15 protein-coding genes are annotated in these 15,162 nt (G+C 68.4%); 5 read left to right on the plus strand and 10 right to left on the minus strand.

Translation table 11 applies throughout. From position 1 onward, the window contains the following. The 3 genes from KXJ60_RS00485 to KXJ60_RS00495 all read left to right on the plus strand — a co-directional run. Positions 1-1,206 (plus strand): HlyD family efflux transporter periplasmic adaptor subunit (locus KXJ60_RS00485; protein ID WP_291123265.1); only part of this gene is annotated, 1,206 nt, incomplete at its 5' end. A gap of 28 nt (positions 1,207-1,234) precedes the next feature. Beyond that, positions 1,235-2,848 carry a DHA2 family efflux MFS transporter permease subunit gene (locus tag KXJ60_RS00490; RefSeq protein WP_291123267.1) on the plus strand — a complete coding sequence of 538 codons (1,614 nt, stop codon included), beginning with the start codon at positions 1,235-1,237 and terminating at the stop codon, positions 2,846-2,848. Between the two features lie 186 nt (positions 2,849-3,034). After that, positions 3,035-3,379, plus strand: coding sequence for a heavy metal-binding domain-containing protein (locus tag KXJ60_RS00495; RefSeq protein ID WP_291123269.1), 345 nt, complete (start codon positions 3,035-3,037; stop codon positions 3,377-3,379). A 116-nt stretch (positions 3,380-3,495) separates the two neighbouring features. On the opposite strand, the gene KXJ60_RS00500 is transcribed toward KXJ60_RS00495, so the two are convergent. After that, positions 3,496-4,101, minus strand: coding sequence for a glutathione S-transferase family protein (locus KXJ60_RS00500; protein ID WP_291123272.1), 606 nt, complete (start codon positions 4,099-4,101; stop codon positions 3,496-3,498). A 113-nt stretch (positions 4,102-4,214) separates the two neighbouring features. Between KXJ60_RS00500 and KXJ60_RS00505 the strand changes: the two genes are divergently transcribed. Continuing rightward, positions 4,215-5,186, plus strand: a complete 972-nt coding sequence (locus KXJ60_RS00505; RefSeq protein ID WP_291123275.1) for a YafY family protein — start codon at positions 4,215-4,217, stop codon at positions 5,184-5,186. On the opposite strand, the gene KXJ60_RS00510 is transcribed toward KXJ60_RS00505, so the two are convergent. From KXJ60_RS00510 to KXJ60_RS00550, 9 genes are all read right to left on the minus strand, one after another. Then, positions 5,183-5,347, minus strand: coding sequence for a hypothetical protein (locus KXJ60_RS00510; protein ID WP_291123277.1), 165 nt, complete (start codon positions 5,345-5,347; stop codon positions 5,183-5,185). The genes KXJ60_RS00505 and KXJ60_RS00510 overlap by 4 nt on opposite strands. Positions 5,348-5,518: 171 nt before the next feature. Beyond that, on the minus strand, positions 5,519-6,814 hold the full coding sequence (locus KXJ60_RS00515) for a hypothetical protein (protein WP_291123280.1): 1,296 nt from the start codon (positions 6,812-6,814) through the stop codon (positions 5,519-5,521). Between the two features lie 3 nt (positions 6,815-6,817). After that, positions 6,818-7,117 carry a hypothetical protein gene (locus KXJ60_RS00520; RefSeq protein WP_291123281.1) on the minus strand — a complete coding sequence of 100 codons (300 nt, stop codon included), beginning with the start codon at positions 7,115-7,117 and terminating at the stop codon, positions 6,818-6,820. A 100-nt stretch (positions 7,118-7,217) separates the two neighbouring features. After that, complete coding sequence (locus tag KXJ60_RS00525) at positions 7,218-8,312, minus strand: hypothetical protein (RefSeq protein WP_291123284.1); 1,095 nt, start codon at positions 8,310-8,312, stop codon at positions 7,218-7,220. Between the two features lie 100 nt (positions 8,313-8,412). Continuing rightward, entirely contained in the window at positions 8,413-10,152 is a 1,740-nt protein-coding gene (locus KXJ60_RS00530; RefSeq protein WP_291123286.1) for an ATP-binding protein, read from the minus strand. Then, positions 10,153-10,743 carry a response regulator transcription factor gene (locus KXJ60_RS00535; RefSeq protein WP_291123289.1) on the minus strand — a complete coding sequence of 197 codons (591 nt, stop codon included), beginning with the start codon at positions 10,741-10,743 and terminating at the stop codon, positions 10,153-10,155. 71 nt (positions 10,744-10,814) lie between these two features. Beyond that, on the minus strand, positions 10,815-12,011 hold the full coding sequence (locus tag KXJ60_RS00540) for a lytic murein transglycosylase (protein ID WP_291123291.1): 1,197 nt from the start codon (positions 12,009-12,011) through the stop codon (positions 10,815-10,817). Between the two features lie 31 nt (positions 12,012-12,042). Next, positions 12,043-13,407, minus strand: coding sequence for an MBL fold metallo-hydrolase (locus KXJ60_RS00545; protein ID WP_291123293.1), 1,365 nt, complete (start codon positions 13,405-13,407; stop codon positions 12,043-12,045). Between the two features lie 35 nt (positions 13,408-13,442). Further along, a complete protein-coding gene (locus KXJ60_RS00550; RefSeq protein WP_291123295.1) occupies positions 13,443-14,438 on the minus strand; it encodes a ZIP family metal transporter in 996 nt (331 codons plus the stop codon). Positions 14,439-14,672: 234 nt separating this feature from the next. Here KXJ60_RS00550 and KXJ60_RS00555 point away from each other — a divergent pair, with 234 nt between their 5' ends. Beyond that, on the plus strand, positions 14,673-15,122 hold the full coding sequence (locus KXJ60_RS00555; protein WP_291123297.1) for a carboxymuconolactone decarboxylase family protein: 450 nt from the start codon (positions 14,673-14,675) through the stop codon (positions 15,120-15,122). Positions 15,123-15,162 lie beyond the last annotated feature (40 nt).

Here is a 15,162-nt window from a genome sequence, read left to right on the forward strand (position 1 = left end):
GTGGTGGCGGCTGGCCTGGGCTATGCCGCCTACTGGGCGCTCGTGCTCAACCATTTCGAAACCACCGACAACGCCTACGTACAGGGCAACGTGGTGCAAGTGACGCCGCAAATGGCGGGCACCGTGGTGGCGATCAACGCCAACGACAACGACCATGTGCAGGCTGGCCAGTGGCTGGTGCGCCTGGACCCGACCGACGCGAAGATCGCACTCGAACAGGCCGAGGCGCAGCTCGCGCAAACCGTGCGCGAAGTGCGCACGCTCTACGCCAACAACCGCACCCAGGGCGCGCAGATCGCCCTGCGCGAAGCCGACCTGGCCCGCGCGCAGGCCGACCTGCAGCGCCTGCAGGACGACGTGACGCGCCGCCAGCCGCTGGTGGCCTCGGGCGCGGTGGGGCAGGAAGAGTTCAAGCACGCCACGGCGCAGCTGGCGGCTGCGCGCAGCAGCGCCGAAGCCGCACGCGCAGCGGTGCTGGCCGCGCGCGAGCAGCTGGCGTCCAGCCAGAGCCTGACCGAAGGCATTGCGGTGGACCAACACCCCAACGTGCTGCGCGCCTCGGCCCGCGTGCGAGAGGCCTATGTGGCGCTGCAGCGCGCCGAGTTGCAGGCGCCGGTGGCGGGCTACGTGGCGCGCCGCAACGTGCAGCTGGGCCAGCGCGTGCCGGCGGGCTCGCCGCTGCTGTCGGTGATCGCACTCGACCAGGTCTGGGTGGATGCCAACTTCAAGGAAAGCCAGCTCAAGAACCTGCGCATCGGCCAGCCGGTGGAGCTCAGTGCCGACGTGTACGGCAAGAACGTGAAGTACCACGGCACCATCGACGGCCTGGGCGCGGGCACGGGGGCGGCGTTTGCGCTGCTGCCGGCGCAGAACGCCACCGGCAACTGGATCAAGGTGGTGCAGCGCGTGCCGGTGCGCGTGCGCCTGGACGCCAAGGAACTGGTGGACCACCCGCTGCGCCTGGGCCTGTCGATGGAAGCGCGTGTGGACGTGAGCCAGACCGATGGCCGCATGCTCGCCGATGCCGCCACCGCGCCGCAAGAAGTGCAAACCAACGTGTTCGAGCAGGACAACCGCGAAGCCGATGCCCGCGTGCGCCAGATCATCGGCCAGCACAGCGGTGCGGGCGCTGCGCGCACGGCGGTGTCGCGCGCGGGCAACCTGCCTGCGGCACCGGCAGCCGGTGCGCTGGCCTTGGCCCACTGAGCGCGCGCTGACCGCACGCTGAACGACCATGGCCCACAGCCCAACCCTGAACGCGTCGGACGCTCTGCCCGACGCGCCCACACCACCGCCGCCGCCACCCGCCGCGCCCGTGGCGTTCGAGCCGCTCAAGGGTTCACAGCTGGTGCTGGGCACCATCGCCCTGTCGCTGGCCACGTTCATGAACGTGCTCGACACCTCGATTGCCAACGTGTCGATTCCCGCCATCGCGGGCGACATGGGCGTGAGCCCCGCGCAGGGCACCTGGGTCATCACCTCGTTTGCGGTGGCCAATGCGATCTCGGTGCCACTCACCGGCTGGCTCACGCAGCGCTTCGGGCAGGTGCGCCTGTTCACCATGAGCGTGCTGCTGTTTGTGGTGGCGTCGTGGCTGTGCGGGCTGGCGCCCAACATCGGCACGCTGATCGCGTTTCGCGTGCTGCAAGGTCTGGTGGCCGGCCCGATGATTCCGCTCTCGCAAACGCTGCTGCTGGCGAGCTACCCGCGCGCCAAGGCGGGCACGGCCATGGCCATGTGGGGTATGACGGTGCTGGTGGCGCCGGTGGCCGGGCCGCTGCTGGGTGGCTGGATCACCGACAACATTTCGTGGCCGTGGATCTTCTACATCAACATCCCGGTGGGCCTGGGCGCAGCCGCGCTCACATGGTCGATCTACCGCACCCGCGACCCGGGCCCGCGCCGCGTGCCGCTGGACGTGGTGGGCCTGGTGCTGCTGGTGCTGTTTGTGGGCGCCATGCAGATCATGATCGACATGGGCAAGGAGCTGGACTGGTTCGAGTCGGGCGAGATCATCGCGCTGACGGTCGTGTCGGTGGTGAGCTTTGCGTTCTTCCTCGCCTGGGAGCTCACCGACAAGCACCCCATCGTGGAGGTGCGCCTTTTTGCGCGGCGCAACTTCGTGGCCGGCACGGTGTCGCTGTCCATCGCCTACGGCCTGTTTTTTGGCAACGTGGTGCTGCTGCCGCTGTGGCTGCAGCAGCACATGGGCTACACGGCCACCTGGGCGGGCCTGGCCACCGCGCCGGTGGGGCTTCTGGCGATCGTGCTCTCGCCGTGGGTGGGCAAGAACGTTGGCCGCATCGACCCGCGCAAGCTCGCCACCGTGGCCTTTGTCGGCTTCGCGGTGGTGCTGTGGATGCGCTCGCACTTCAACACCCAGGCCGACTTCATGACCATCCTGATCCCCACGGTGTTGCAGGGCGCGGCCATGGCGTTCTTCTTCATTCCGCTGCAGGCCATCGTGTTCTCGGGCCTCACGCCGCAGCAGACGCCGTCGGCCGCCGGGTTGTCCAACTTCGTGCGCATCACGGCGGGCGCGGTGGGCACCTCGCTCTTCACCACGCTGTGGGAGAGCCGCGCCGCGCTGCACCATGCGCAGCTGACGGAGGCCATCCACACCGGCAGCGCCACGGCCATGGCCACGCTGGACCAGCTCATGGGCAGCGGCATGAGCCGCGAACAGGCGCTCGCCAGCATCGACCGCACGATCAACCAGCAGGCCTACACCCTGGCCGTGACGGACCTGTTCTACCTCTCGGCGGCGCTGTTCTTCCTGCTGGTGGTGGTGATCTGGTTCGCACGGCCCGCGCAAGGCGGTGCGGTGGACGCGGGCGGGGCGCATTGATTCGGGGCTCCCCCCTGCGCCGCTGTGCGGCTTGCCCCCTCTGTGGCGCGCCTTCGGCGCTTCGAGGGGGGACGGCGCGTTGGGCCGGCATAGCCGGACCCTCCGCGCCCCTTGGGGGGACGCTCCCTCTCGTGTCGCTACCATGTTCCTGCACCCGACTGGTGGTGCGTCAGCGGGAGTTTTCACATGGGCTGGTTTTCCAAAAGCAAGGACGGTTTTTTTCTCAGCACCACCTTGCCCGAGGGCATTGAGCGCTCGCAGTACCTGGGCATCGTGCACGGCGAGGCCATCATTGGTGCCAACATTTTTCGTGACCTGTTCTCGTCGGTGCGCGACGTGGTGGGTGGGCGCGCCGGTGGCTACGAGCGGGCGCTCTCGGGCGCGCGCGACGCGGCCATGGAAGACCTGATGGAGTCCGCGCGCGAGATGGGCGCCAACGGCGTAATCGGTATCGACTTCGACTACGAAGTGCTGGGCGAGACCAACGGGATGATGATGGTCTGCGTGAGCGGTACCGCAGTGCGGTTGTAGCTCCCCCCGCCGCGCTGCGCGCGACCCCCCTCCGGGAGGGGGGCGCACCCTTGGGCCGGCGGAGCCGGACCCTTGGGTGCCCTGGATGAAGGCACGTGCTCCGTCAGCGTTGGTCTTCAGGCGTCGATCTGCATGGAAGGGCGTGCCTGCACTTGCTGCAGCCAGGCGGTGACGTGCGGGTGCTTCTGCACCGGTGCGCCCAGGTAGGCGCTGTAGCCGATCACCGAGGCCACGATGAGGTCTGCGAGCGAGTACGACGCGCCGAGGATGAAGGGCCGCTCGGCCAGGCGTGTGTCGAGCAGGGCCAGCAGTTCGTCCATGGCTTTGTGGCCTGCGCTGCTGTGCGGGTCGTCAGGCTGGCCCAGGTGGCGGGCGGCTTCCACGCGCAGCATCTGCGCGCCGTAGGTCACGTAAGACCAGGTGCTCCAGGCCATGGCCTGCAGGCGTTCGGGGGTGCCTTCGGCGGGCCACAGGCCTTGCTGCACACCATAGGTTTCGCCCAGCCACATCTCGATGGCGAGCGCTTCAAACATGGGTGCGCCGTCCACCGTGAGCGTGGGCACCTTGCCGTTGGGGTTGAGGGCGAGGTAGTCGGGTCGGCGCTGCTCGCCCTGGGTGATGTCGATCTTCACGCGCTCATGCGCGACGCCGAGCTCGGCGAGCGCGCAGGCCACGGGCGTGGCGCTGGACATGGGGTGCCAGTACAAAACAATGCGGGACATGGGGGCCTCCTGTGACGGGTTGAAGTGCGCGCCGGCACCGTGCCGGACGCGTGGGGCGAATGTCGCGCCAATTGCGGACGGTTTCAGGCCTCAACAGGCGATAGAGTGGCGCCATGTTGTCCTCTTCTTCCAGGTTGCTGCGGGTGCTGTCGCTCCTGCAGACGCGCAGCCACTGGGCTGGCGCCGAACTCGCCGCGCGGCTGGAGGTGCACCCGCGCACCCTGCGCCGCGACATCGACCGCCTGCGCCAGTTGGGCTACCCCATCCACGCCAGCAGCGGTGTGGCGGGCGGCTATGCGTTTCGGGCCGGGCAGTCGTTGCCGCCGCTCCTGCTCGATGACGAGGAGGCGCTGGCTGTGGCCATTGCCCTGCAGATTGCGGCGGCGGGCACGGTGAGCGGCGTGGAGGAGAGCTCGTTGCGCGCGCTGGTCAAGCTGGAGCAGGTGATGCCCGCGCGCCTGCGCCAGCGCACCGACGCGCTGCGCTCGGCGATCCTGCCCATGCAGCGCATCGGGCCGACGGTCAACGCGGGTGTGCTCGCGACACTCGCCACGGCGTGTCGCGACCAGCTGCAGGTCGGGTTTGCCTACCGCGACGTGAAAGGCCGCAGCAGCACGCGCACCGTGGAGCCCCAGGGCCTCGTGCACACCGGCAGCCGCTGGTACCTCGTGGCCTGGGACCCGGCGCGCAGCGACTGGCGCACCTTCCGCATCGACCGCGTGGAGGGCGAGCCCGTGAATGGCGCGCACTTTGCGCCGCGCGCCGGCCCGGTCGGTGGCGACCTGCGCGCCTACGTGGCAGGCGCGATGGCGGTGGACATCCAGGGCGAAGAGGCGAGGGTGGTGCTGCACCAGCCGCTGGCCGTGATGGCGCCGCGCATCCCGCCTGCGGCCGCGCTGCTTGAAGCGATGGATGCCACGCGCTGCCTGATGCGCTGCCCCGCGCACCAGCTGGACTGGCTGGTGTACTGGCTGATGTCGCTGGACGTGGAGTTCGAGGCCTTGGGGCCGCCTGCGCTCATCGACCGATTGCGCGCGGCGGGCGAGCGGCTGGCGCGGGCGCTCGCTTCCGCTGGCTCGCACTAGGGCAAGCGCTGCAAATGGCGGAACTGCGTGGCCATGCTCACGTCGTTTCCGTTTTCCCGGCGCACATAGGCCAGCAGATCGCCTGTCGAGAAAGCCACCTCGTCAAACACAAAGGGTGTGGTGACCAGGAACACCTCCCAGGCTTCCACGTGCTGCGCCACGTCCGTGCGCGCGGGCGTCCACGCGTCCGACGTCCGTCATCGCCCAGGTCGAGACCTTCGGGCGGCGGCGGGCCACCTCCAGATCGTCTGCCCGCAAGAATGGGCAAGAGGCCGCTTGCCCGGCCAGCAACCACAACCCCGGGAGCAGGCATCGCAAGACCGCGACGGCCCTCATTTGCCGCCAGGCGGCACGTCCGGCACGGTCAGCAGGCCCCGGCACGGGTTGACCCCCGGTTGATTGGATGAGCCGGCGATGCGGATATCGGCAACCCGCCAGACGCGCTCCTTGTCCTGCAGCATGACGAACTGCGCTTCGCAACTCGTGCGCACCCCTTGCTCCATCACACGACCGCTGGGAACGTGCACCAGCGCCGACGAGTTGTCGAAGGACTGGTTGTAGCCGAGGAACTTGAGGTTGCCCGATTGCGTGATCACCGGGGCCCCCATTCGCGCGGCGACTTCGCTTTCCTCGTAGGCGAGCCACGCCATCACGGCGGCGGCCTCCATGTTGTTGAGCGAGCGCTGGCCGCGCACCTTGGCCGCCGCCTCCACGAAGGCCTGTTCGGCCTGCATCTTGCGGATCTGCGGCAGGTGTGTCTCGTTGGTCTTCTGCACCGCGTCGTCCATCTGCTTCTGGATGGCGGCGTACTGCGCTTCGTTGCGGGCTTTGTCCTGAGGGCTGAGTTTCTTCACCCAGAAGCCGGAAGGGTCGGGTCGCTTGCTGCCCTTCCACAGCACGTTCCAGCTGAGGTCGAGCAAGGCAACGCCCGTCCTGGCTTCGAGTGGATGCACGGTCTCCAGCAAGCCGATCTTTTGCAGCTCGCTGTTGAACCTGTTCACATCCAGCGCGCCCTGCGACGTGGCGGCCTGCAGCGCCTGGCGCACATCCTCGTCCTGGCAGGCCAGCTTCTGCGCCTTGAGCATCGGCGCGCGGGCGTCTTTTGCCCAAGGGGTTTCCGCCAGCGGCCGGTTGGACAGGTCGCTCCTGGGCACCGTGTAGCTGCGGGCGGCGATGCGCATGTTGACCGGGTCGTTCCATCGCGCCGGATCGTTCCAGCCCTCCGCGATCAGGGAGGGACTTTGCGGTTTGCCCTCTTGCCGGGCTCTGGCGGCGTTGCGGGACTCGTTGTAGGTCAGTGCCCGGTATTTGTTGAGGCACTCGAACTGCAGCTTCAGTTCGCTCCACTCCGGCGCGTTGGCCGATTCGTGAACCACCATCACAGGCATTTCCCAGACGCTCGTTCTGGCCTGTGCGCCGTTGCCCGTGCCGAGCATCTGGTCCACCTCGGTGCGCTCGGTGGTGCGCGTGATTTCGGCGAAGTAGGCCTCCCGCTGACCGGGCTGCCCCTGCTGGTGGAAGAGCACCCAGCCCGCCATGGCGCTGGGGCTCAGGGTGGCCAGCAGGCACAGGCCGACGAGCCTGGAGAGTGGGCCCATCGCAGGGCTGCGTTCGGGCTGGTGCGGCATGGGTCAGCTGCCCTTGCGCTTGCAGTTCGGCGGGTTGGTCATGCCGAAGCTCAGGAGGTTGCCGCCGTTGATGACGCAGTTGTATTCCTTGCCATCGCGCGCCTTGACGGCATAGAACGTGTTGGTGCCTTCGGTGCGGCGGTTGAGCAGCGACAGATCGCCGGGCGACAGGCCGATCGAGCCTGCCGCTTCCGTCTTGAGGCGGTCGTCGGAGAGGCTGTTGGTGGAGCTGGCAATGCTGCCGCAGCCACTGAGCGTGAAGAGCGCGGCCAGCGCGATGGTGAGGGTGTTGGTTTGAACCATTCGAATCATTCCTGAAGTGGTGGAAACGGATTCGATGGTAGGCAGCGGGTGCGCGCGTTTGAATAGACCCAAAGGGCAGGTGAGGGATGCCGGTCAACGCTCAGAAGCACACCAGAAAACACATGATCTGGGACTTGTCCAGCGTCACCTCGATCGTCTGGCCATCGGCGGGAACGACCACGCGTTTCTCGAACGTGAGCCCCTGCTGGTAGGCATACGTCCCCACCGTGATCTGTGCGTTGGAACCGATGTAGTTGCCACCCACAAACACGTCGGTGCGGCCGATCACTTCTTCCTGGTTGACGGTTTTTTCATAGGAGTAGTCGGCGATCAACAGGTATTCGCCTGCGGGCATGTTGGTGAACATGAAGCCGCCTTGATCGTCCAGCACCTTCGTGCGCAGGAAGTGCTTGAGGATGTTCAGGGGAATGTGCTGGGGCATTTTCTTGTCGCGCTTGACCTGCTCGTACCAGACCTTGAACTCGTCGGTCATCCAGATCAGGCCAACGGCCTCGCTGCCCTTGGGGGGGTACTTTTTGGCCGCCAGCAAGCCGCCCTTGAAAAACGCCTGCCCTTTGATGACGGACGTGCCCAGTGGGCGGATGTCTGCCCTGGCTTCCTTGAGGGTCTGGCCTGCGAACAGCCGGCCTTCCAGACAGTTGAACAGGCTGCCGCGCGCCAGCGCCAGACCGTCGTAGTCCAGCGCAAACACCGTGCTGCCTTCGAGCCGCAGCTGCATGTTGTGCTCGCGGTCCCGCATCGACTTCATGGTCTGGCGAAGGTCGCCTGCGGCCACCGCCAGCGCGCCTGCTGCGTCGCCGGGTTGCCGCGGCAGCAGCGTGGCACGCAGCCGCGTGGACGGCAGCGTTTGCTGCAGCAGTTCCACATGGATGTCTTTCGGGGAGGAGGTCGACGGGATGTCGGCCCCGCTGAACAGGATCACGCCGCCGGGCATTTTTCTGGTCGGGCCGAGGATGGTGAAGCCAGGCTGCCCCTTTCTGCCCGGCAGGAACTTGACCGAGCAGTTCAGGCGCGGGTGGGCGGGGTCTTCGTTCAACATCCAGGCACCGATGGCGGACCGGGACACCAGCTTGGTGTTGTTGTCCGGGCTGCCGGGCTGGGCGGCTGCCACAGTGACCATGCTGGTCAGCAGCAGCGCCAGCTTGCTGCACGCGATGCGTTTGAGCTGATTCATTCGGGTGTGTCCTGTGGTCGCTGCGGGGGGTGCGACCGATGGTAGGCAGCCGTCTTTCGGGTGGGAATAGACCCGAAGGGCAGGTGGGCGACGCCCGCGGTCAGGTGCCGAAGGTTTGACCCAGGAAGGCGCGCAGCTGCATCGGCTTGACGGGTTTGGCCAGCAGGCGCAGGTCCGCTTCCTGCGCGCGCTGCGTCTGCGCCGCGTCCACATCGCCTGACATCAGCAGCGCCGGCAGCGCGGTGCCGAGTGCGCTGCGCACGGCGAGCACGGCTTCAATGCCGCTCGCGCCGCCCGCGAGCCGCAGGTCGGCCAGCACGGCCTCGGGCTCGAACCCCTCGGCGAGCCGGGCACGCGCGCTGGTCACGTCCTCGGCCGAGCGCACTTCGCAACCCCAGGTGACCAGCAACCCGGTGAGTGCCGCGCGCGAGTCGGCGTCGTCTTCGATCACCAGCACGCGGCGCTGCGCCAGCAGCGCATCGCTGGGTGGCACGGGGGGTGCGGTGGTGGCTGGCGCGGCGTCGTGCAGCGGCAGCGAGAAGCGGAACACGCTGCCTTGCCCGAGCGTGGACTGCACCTGCACACGCAAGTCCTGCAGATCGCCCAGGCGCTTCACGGTGGCCAGACCCAGGCCGACGCCCAGGCGCCTGTCGCGCGCCGGGTTGCCCACCTGGTAGAACGCTTCGAAGATGCGCGGCAGCTCGTGCTCGGCGATGCCGATCCCGGTGTCTTCCACGCAGACTTCCGCGCGCCCCTCCAGTGCCCGGCTGCTCAGGCGTACTGCACCCCGCTCGGTGTAGCGAATGGCGTTGGACATCAGGTTGGCCAGCACGCGGGCGGTGAGGCGGCGGTCTGCCCACACCGTGAGCGCGCCGCTGTCCATCTCCAGCCTCAGGCCTTTGTGGCGGGCGGGCAGCTCGTGGGCGCGCACCACCTCGCGCAGCAGGGCGTCGAGTGCGAACAGTTCGGGTCGCGGCTCCACACCGGCCACATCCACCTGCGCGAGTTCGAGCAGTTCGTCCACGATGTGCGCCATGCTGTCCACGCATTCCACCAGCCGGGCCGGCACCTCGTCGGCGCGCGCGGCTGCGCTGCCCTGGTGGAGCGAGTGGGCGAGCAAACCCATGGCGTGCAAGGGCTGGCGCAGATCGTGGTTGGCCGCGGCAAAGAAGCGCGCCTTGGCTTCGTGCGCCTGCTCGGCGCGCTGGTTCTCCAGCCGCAGGGCCTCGATGAGCGCGGCGTTCTTGCGGCGTTCGGCCTGCGTCTGCGCCAGGGCCAGCGCCTGCCGCCGCCCGCCTTGCAGCGTGTACAGGCCGGTGGCCACCACCAGCGCCGCCATCGTCAGGTGGTAGGCGTCGGCAATCCAAACATCGCGCAAGGCCAGTGGCCCCAGCACCGACACCACAAAGGCGACGAACACCGGATAGAACGGCGGCAGGGGAACCGTGGCACCGATGGCGATCGTCGCCACGACGATGTGCAGCAGCGACTCGACCTCTGGCGCAGCCGGCTCCGGCCAGATCAGGCTCAGCGAGCCGAGCAGCAGCCCTTGCAGCAAGATGGTGCCGAACGCCCACGCCGCCCACTGCGGCAGCCGATCGCGAGCGGGACGCAGGCGGTGGTAGCGCCGCGCCCCCACCACGCGCGCCACGCTGACCGCCACCATGGCGAGCATCCAGCCGTCGGCGGCGTCGAAGCCTTCACCGCTGCGCAAGGCCCCGTAGAGGATCAGGGCCGCCAGCGTCGTCATCAGCGCCGTCAACGATGTGAACCGGAACAGGTGGTCGAGTTGCTCGCCTTCGAGCCCCTCCAGCCAGGCGCGCAGGCGCGAGCACCGCATCTACAGCAACCCCTGCTCGCGCGCCCGCACCAGCAGGTGGGTGCGGTTGCTGGCGCCCAGCGCTTCGAGCAGCGCCGTGACGTGCAGCTTCACCGTGCGCTCGGCAATGCCCAGCTCTTGCGCAATGCGCTTGTTGGGGTGACCCAGCGCCACCAGCGTCAGCACCTCCAGTTGACGCGCCGTGGCCCCGGCCTTGACGGGCAGGGCGGCATGGTCAAACACCACGTCGCCGTGGGCCACCCGTTGCAGCCCGGTCACCAGCGCCGCAATCGATGCCGACTTGCCCAGGAAGCCGCTCGCGCCGGCCGCACGCGCGCGCTGCGCCAGCGCCGGGTCTTCATCGCCAGAGATCAGCACGCGCGCCACCATGGGGAACCGCTCGCCGAAATGGCGCAGCCCGGCCAGCCCGTCGGTGTTGCCCAGCCGGTAGTCCATCAACACGATGTCGAGGTCGGGTCGGGCCGCTGCGTGGGCCAGTCCTTCCTGGAGGGTGGCCGCGGTGAGCACTTCGACACCGGCCGCCGCCTGGCTCAAGGCGTGGGCGAATCCCACGCTGAACAGGGGATGGTCGTCAATCAGCAGCAGCTTCATCGGCGAGACTGTAGCGGACACCGAAACGGCTGCAGGGTGGCGACTTCACGCGACCTGGCCGCGCGCGAACCTCAGCCGCCGCGCAGCGCCTTCAGCAGCTTCTGCCCGGCGCGCCCGGTGGCCTCCTGGCCCATGCGCGTCTGCTCGGCGCGGATCGCCACGCGGCTCTTGTCGCCCAGCATGCCGTCCACCTCGCCGATGTCGTGGCCGCGTGCGATCAGCAGCGTCTGCACTTCGCGGCGCTCTGCGCGCGAGAGGCCCGGGTCGTCGGTGGGCCACGGCGTGACGAAAGGCCCACCACCACGCAGGCGGTCCGAGAGGTGGGCAATGGCCAGGCCGTAGCTTTCGGCCGCGTTGTAGCTGTAGATGGCGTCGAAGTTGCGCAGCACCAGAAACGCCGGGCCTTGCGGACCGGCCGGTGTGAGCAGGCCTGCGCTGCCCATGGCCGGGAGCGCGGTGCCGTCCACGCGCCGCACACCGCGCGCGGCCCAGTCGTCCATGGTGCGTTTGGTGCGGCGGCCTTCGTTGCTGGTGTTGAAGCCCGACGGCAGCTTGACCTCGAACCCCCAGGTCTGGCCGGTCTGCCAGCCGGCCTTGGCCAGGAAGTTGGCCGTGGACGCGAGTGCATCGGGTGTGCTGTCCATCAGGTTGGCTTTGCCGTCGCCATCGAAGTCCACGGCGAGGCGCTCGAAGGTGCTGGGCATGAACTGCGTGTGTCCAAAGGCCCCGGCCCACGAGCCCACCAGGCGCTCGGGCGCGATGTGCCCGGCCTGCAGGATGCGCAGCGTGGCGTAGAACTCGGTGCGGAAGTACGCCTGGCGCCGGCCAAAGCACGAGAGCGTGCCGAGCGACTGCACCAGCGGCGACTTGCCGAAGGTCTGGCCGAAGTTGCTCTCGACCCCCCACACCGCGACCACCGTGGCCGGGTCCACGCCATAGCGCTCGCTCACGCGCGCCAGGGTGTCGGCATGCTGGGCCAGCAGGGCGCGGCCTTCGGCCACGCGCTGGTCGTCGACCAGCCCCGCGAGGTAGTCCCAGATGGCGGTGCGGAACTCGGGCTGGAAGTTCAGCTTGTCGATCACGCTCATGTCGGGCTGCAGGCCCAGCGTGTGCTGCGTGAAGGTGGCGTCGCTCACGCCCACGGCGCGTGCGGGGGCTCGCAGGGTGTTCAGGCAGGTTTCGAATTCGCTGGTGGGGGTCTGGGCCTGTGCAGGCGCGGCCATCAGCAGGCTGGCGGACAAAAGCAGGAGGGGAGCGGGCGATGTCATGCAGGTGAGGGTCGGGATACACAAAAAAAGTTCAAGCGGGCCAGGTGCTGCCGTGTTCGGGCACCAGCGCCTGCCAGTGCAGCTCGGTCTGGATGCGGCGGCGCATCTGGTCTGCGGCGTCCATGTCGCCATGCGTCACGAACACGCACTGAGGCGGGCGCGGGAGCGCGCGAAGCCACGCCATGAGCTGGTGCGCGTCGGCATGTGCAGAGGCCGATGCGAGCTGCACGACCTCGGCGCGAACGGGCAGGTCTTGCCCGTGGATGCGCAACGTGGTGCCGCCGTTGGCGAGTGTGGCGCCGCGTGTGCCCGGCGCCTGGTAGCCGGTGAGCAGCACCATGTTGCGGTGGTCGCCCAGGTGCTGGGCCAGGTGGTGCAGCACGCGCCCGCCCGTGGCCATGCCGCTGGCGGCCAGGATGACCTTGGGGCCGTGCTGCCGCGCAATCGCCTTGGACTCTTCCACGCTGCGCGTCATGTGCGCCACCTCGGCCATGTCGCGGCACTGCGCGGCGTCCAGCCGGTGTTCGCCCACGTGGCGCGCAAACAGCTCGGTGCTGTGGATGGCCATGGGGCTGTCCAGGTAGATGGGCAGGCCCTGCGGCAGCGCGTCGGCGGCCTTGAGCTGCGCGATGGCATGCAGCAGCGCCTGGGCGCGCCCGACCGCAAACACCGGCACCACCGCCGTGCCGCCGCGCGCGGCCACGCGCTGCAGGGCGGGGCCCAGTTCGGCAAGCAGGTCTTCGTTCGGGTGCTCGCGGTCGCCGTAGGTGGATTCGCAGACGACCACGTTGGCCTCGGGCGGCGCGTCGGGGGCGAGCATGAGCAGGTCGTCAGGACGGCCGAGATCGCCCGAGAACAGGATGCGCCGCCCCGCCACCTCCAGCAACAGGCTGGCGGCGCCCAGGATGTGGCCAGCGCCGCTGAAGCGGGCGGTCCAGCCTGGCAGGGGCTCGAAGGCGCGGTGCATGGGCACGGTGTGCAGCCGCTGGAGGCTGCGCATGGCGTCGGCCACGGTGTAGAGCGGCAGCGCGGGCGCGTGCCGCGAAAAGCCCTTGCGGTTGGCGAAGGCGGCGTCTTCTTCCTGGATGTGGCCGCTGTCGGGCAGCAGGAGCTGTGCGAGATCGCGCGTGGCCGGTGTGGTCCACACACGGCCTTGAAAGCCTTCGCGGGCAAGCACGGGCAGGTAACCGCTGTGATCGAGGTGCGCATGCGTGAGCACGACTGCACCCACCTGGTCGGGGGGCACTGGCAAGGGGTCGCGGTTGCGCAGGCGCAGCTGCTTGTAGCCCTGGAACAGACCGCAGTCCACCAGCAGGCGCTGGTCGTCGTGTTCCACCAGGTATTTGGAGCCGGTCACGGTGCCGGCTCCGCCCAGAAAGCGGATGTGAACGCTCATGCGGGCGATCTTACGCGCCGCACCTGCGCGCGCACTCAGTTGAGCGCGGCGTCGAGTAACAGCATGAACACGAAGCCCGCGAGCAGCGTGCCGGTGGCCAGCGTCTCGTGGCCATTGCGGTGCGTCTCCGGAATGATCTCGTGGCTCACCACGAAGAGCATGGCACCGGCCGCCAGCGCCAGGCCCAGCGGGTAGAACGCAGGCACGCTGCCCAGCACAGCCACGCCCAGGATGGCGCCGAGCGGCTCGGCCAGGCCGGTGAGCGCGGCCACCGCCCAGGCCTGCGCGGCGCTGCGGCCCAGCGTGCGCAGCGCCATGGCCACGATGAGTCCTTCAGGCATGTTTTGCAGGCCAATGGCCAGCGCCACCGAGGCGCCGGCTTGTGCGCCTGCGCCGTCTTGCGGGCCGGCGTAGGCGGCACCCACGGCCAGGCCCTCGGGCACGTTGTGAATGAGGATGGCCAGCACCATGAGCCTGGCCGCGTGCACCGCGCTGGCCGTGTGCGTCACCGCGTGGCCGGCGGCGGCGGGAGGCAGCACGGCGTGTTCGTGCGGCGTGAACCGGTCCACCGCGAGCATGAGCGCCATGCCCAGCGCCAGGCCCACGCCGCTGAGCGCCGCCGCTCCCGTGCGACCGGCGTCCAGCAAGGCCTCGCCTGCAGACAGAGACGGCAGCAGCAAGGCAAAGATGGCGGCCGCGAGCATCACGCCAGCGGAGAACGAGAGCAGCGCGGCCTCCTGCAGCTTGCCCACGCGCTGCACCAGAAACACCGGCAGCGCGCCCACGGAAGTGGCCACCGCCGCCAGCAGCGAGGCTTGCACGCCAGCGGCCATGGCGCTGCCGTGTTCGGCCGCGTCCCACCACGCCCGGGTGGGCGCCCAGAAGGTGCTCAGCGAGGCCAGGCCGGCCATCAGCAGCAGGCCGGTGCCCAACGCAAGCAGGGCGGTGCGCAAGGCGTGCGGCGGCAGGGGCAGCTCCATCTGCTGCACCTGCGCCCAGACGGGGCGGACTTGTCGGATCAGTTCAGTCATGGCGGCAAGCTCCTGGGGCAATCGAAAGAAGCCCATAGTTTGGCAAAAACTATCGATACGGGCCAATCGATGTTGGCAATGAGGGGCATAGGTGGGGCGCCTCGCACCCATGGCAAACGCCGTGCTGCGCGCATCGGAGCCGCGGCACTGTCACAGCGCGTTCTTGTCAAACGTCTTGTGAGCAGGAGGTCTATTTCGGCCTTCACAACTATTGACCCTGAAGGAATCTGATCCATGAATCGCGCTGTCTGGTTTCAAGCATCTCCCGAGGGTGCGAAGGCCATTGGATCGCTGCACCACTTCGTCACCCAAGGCACTGGCCTGCCGAGCCTATTGATTCATCTGGTCTTCTTGCGCGTTTCACAGATCAATGGCTGTGCGCATTGCATCGACATTCATGCGCGTGATCTGCTGGCAGAAGGGATGTCGGTTGAAAAGTTGGTGCTCATTCCTGTGTGGCATGAGGCTGGGCACCTGTTCTCTGAGCAGGAGCGCGCTGCGTTGGCGTGGTGCGAAGAGGTGACGCTGGTGAGCGAGACTCACGCCTCGGACGAGGCCTACTCGGCCGCATTGAGCGCGTTTGGCGAGAAGGATTTGGTCGAGCTGACGCTCACGATTGCCGCCATGAATGCCATCAATCGCATGGGCATCAGCTTCCGCATGAAGCCCCGCGCCAAGTCCTGAAGCTGCGGCTCGATCCGCAACGCAACATCAATCCCGGGTT

Source organism: Hydrogenophaga sp. (assembly GCF_019264445.1).
GTDB lineage: Bacteria > Pseudomonadota > Gammaproteobacteria > Burkholderiales > Burkholderiaceae_C > Hydrogenophaga.

Excerpts from the sequence above, each read along its gene's own strand:
- KXJ60_RS00490 (WP_291123267.1), top strand. The coding sequence starts at position 1,235 with ATGGCCCACAGCCCAACCCTGAACGCGTCGGACGCTCTGCCCGACGCG.
- KXJ60_RS00495 (WP_291123269.1), top strand. The coding sequence starts at position 3,035 with ATGGGCTGGTTTTCCAAAAGCAAGGACGGTTTTTTTCTCAGCACCACC.
- KXJ60_RS00500 (WP_291123272.1), bottom strand. The coding sequence starts at position 4,101 with ATGTCCCGCATTGTTTTGTACTGGCACCCCATGTCCAGCGCCACGCCC.
- KXJ60_RS00505 (WP_291123275.1), top strand. The coding sequence starts at position 4,215 with ATGTTGTCCTCTTCTTCCAGGTTGCTGCGGGTGCTGTCGCTCCTGCAG.
- KXJ60_RS00515 (WP_291123280.1), bottom strand. The coding sequence starts at position 6,814 with ATGCCGCACCAGCCCGAACGCAGCCCTGCGATGGGCCCACTCTCCAGG.
- KXJ60_RS00520 (WP_291123281.1), bottom strand. The coding sequence starts at position 7,117 with ATGGTTCAAACCAACACCCTCACCATCGCGCTGGCCGCGCTCTTCACG.
- KXJ60_RS00525 (WP_291123284.1), bottom strand. The coding sequence starts at position 8,312 with ATGAATCAGCTCAAACGCATCGCGTGCAGCAAGCTGGCGCTGCTGCTG.
- KXJ60_RS00530 (WP_291123286.1), bottom strand. The coding sequence starts at position 10,152 with ATGCGGTGCTCGCGCCTGCGCGCCTGGCTGGAGGGGCTCGAAGGCGAG.
- KXJ60_RS00535 (WP_291123289.1), bottom strand. The coding sequence starts at position 10,743 with ATGAAGCTGCTGCTGATTGACGACCATCCCCTGTTCAGCGTGGGATTC.
- KXJ60_RS00540 (WP_291123291.1), bottom strand. The coding sequence starts at position 12,011 with ATGACATCGCCCGCTCCCCTCCTGCTTTTGTCCGCCAGCCTGCTGATG.
- KXJ60_RS00545 (WP_291123293.1), bottom strand. The coding sequence starts at position 13,407 with ATGAGCGTTCACATCCGCTTTCTGGGCGGAGCCGGCACCGTGACCGGC.
- KXJ60_RS00550 (WP_291123295.1), bottom strand. The coding sequence starts at position 14,438 with ATGACTGAACTGATCCGACAAGTCCGCCCCGTCTGGGCGCAGGTGCAG.
- KXJ60_RS00555 (WP_291123297.1), top strand. The coding sequence starts at position 14,673 with ATGAATCGCGCTGTCTGGTTTCAAGCATCTCCCGAGGGTGCGAAGGCC.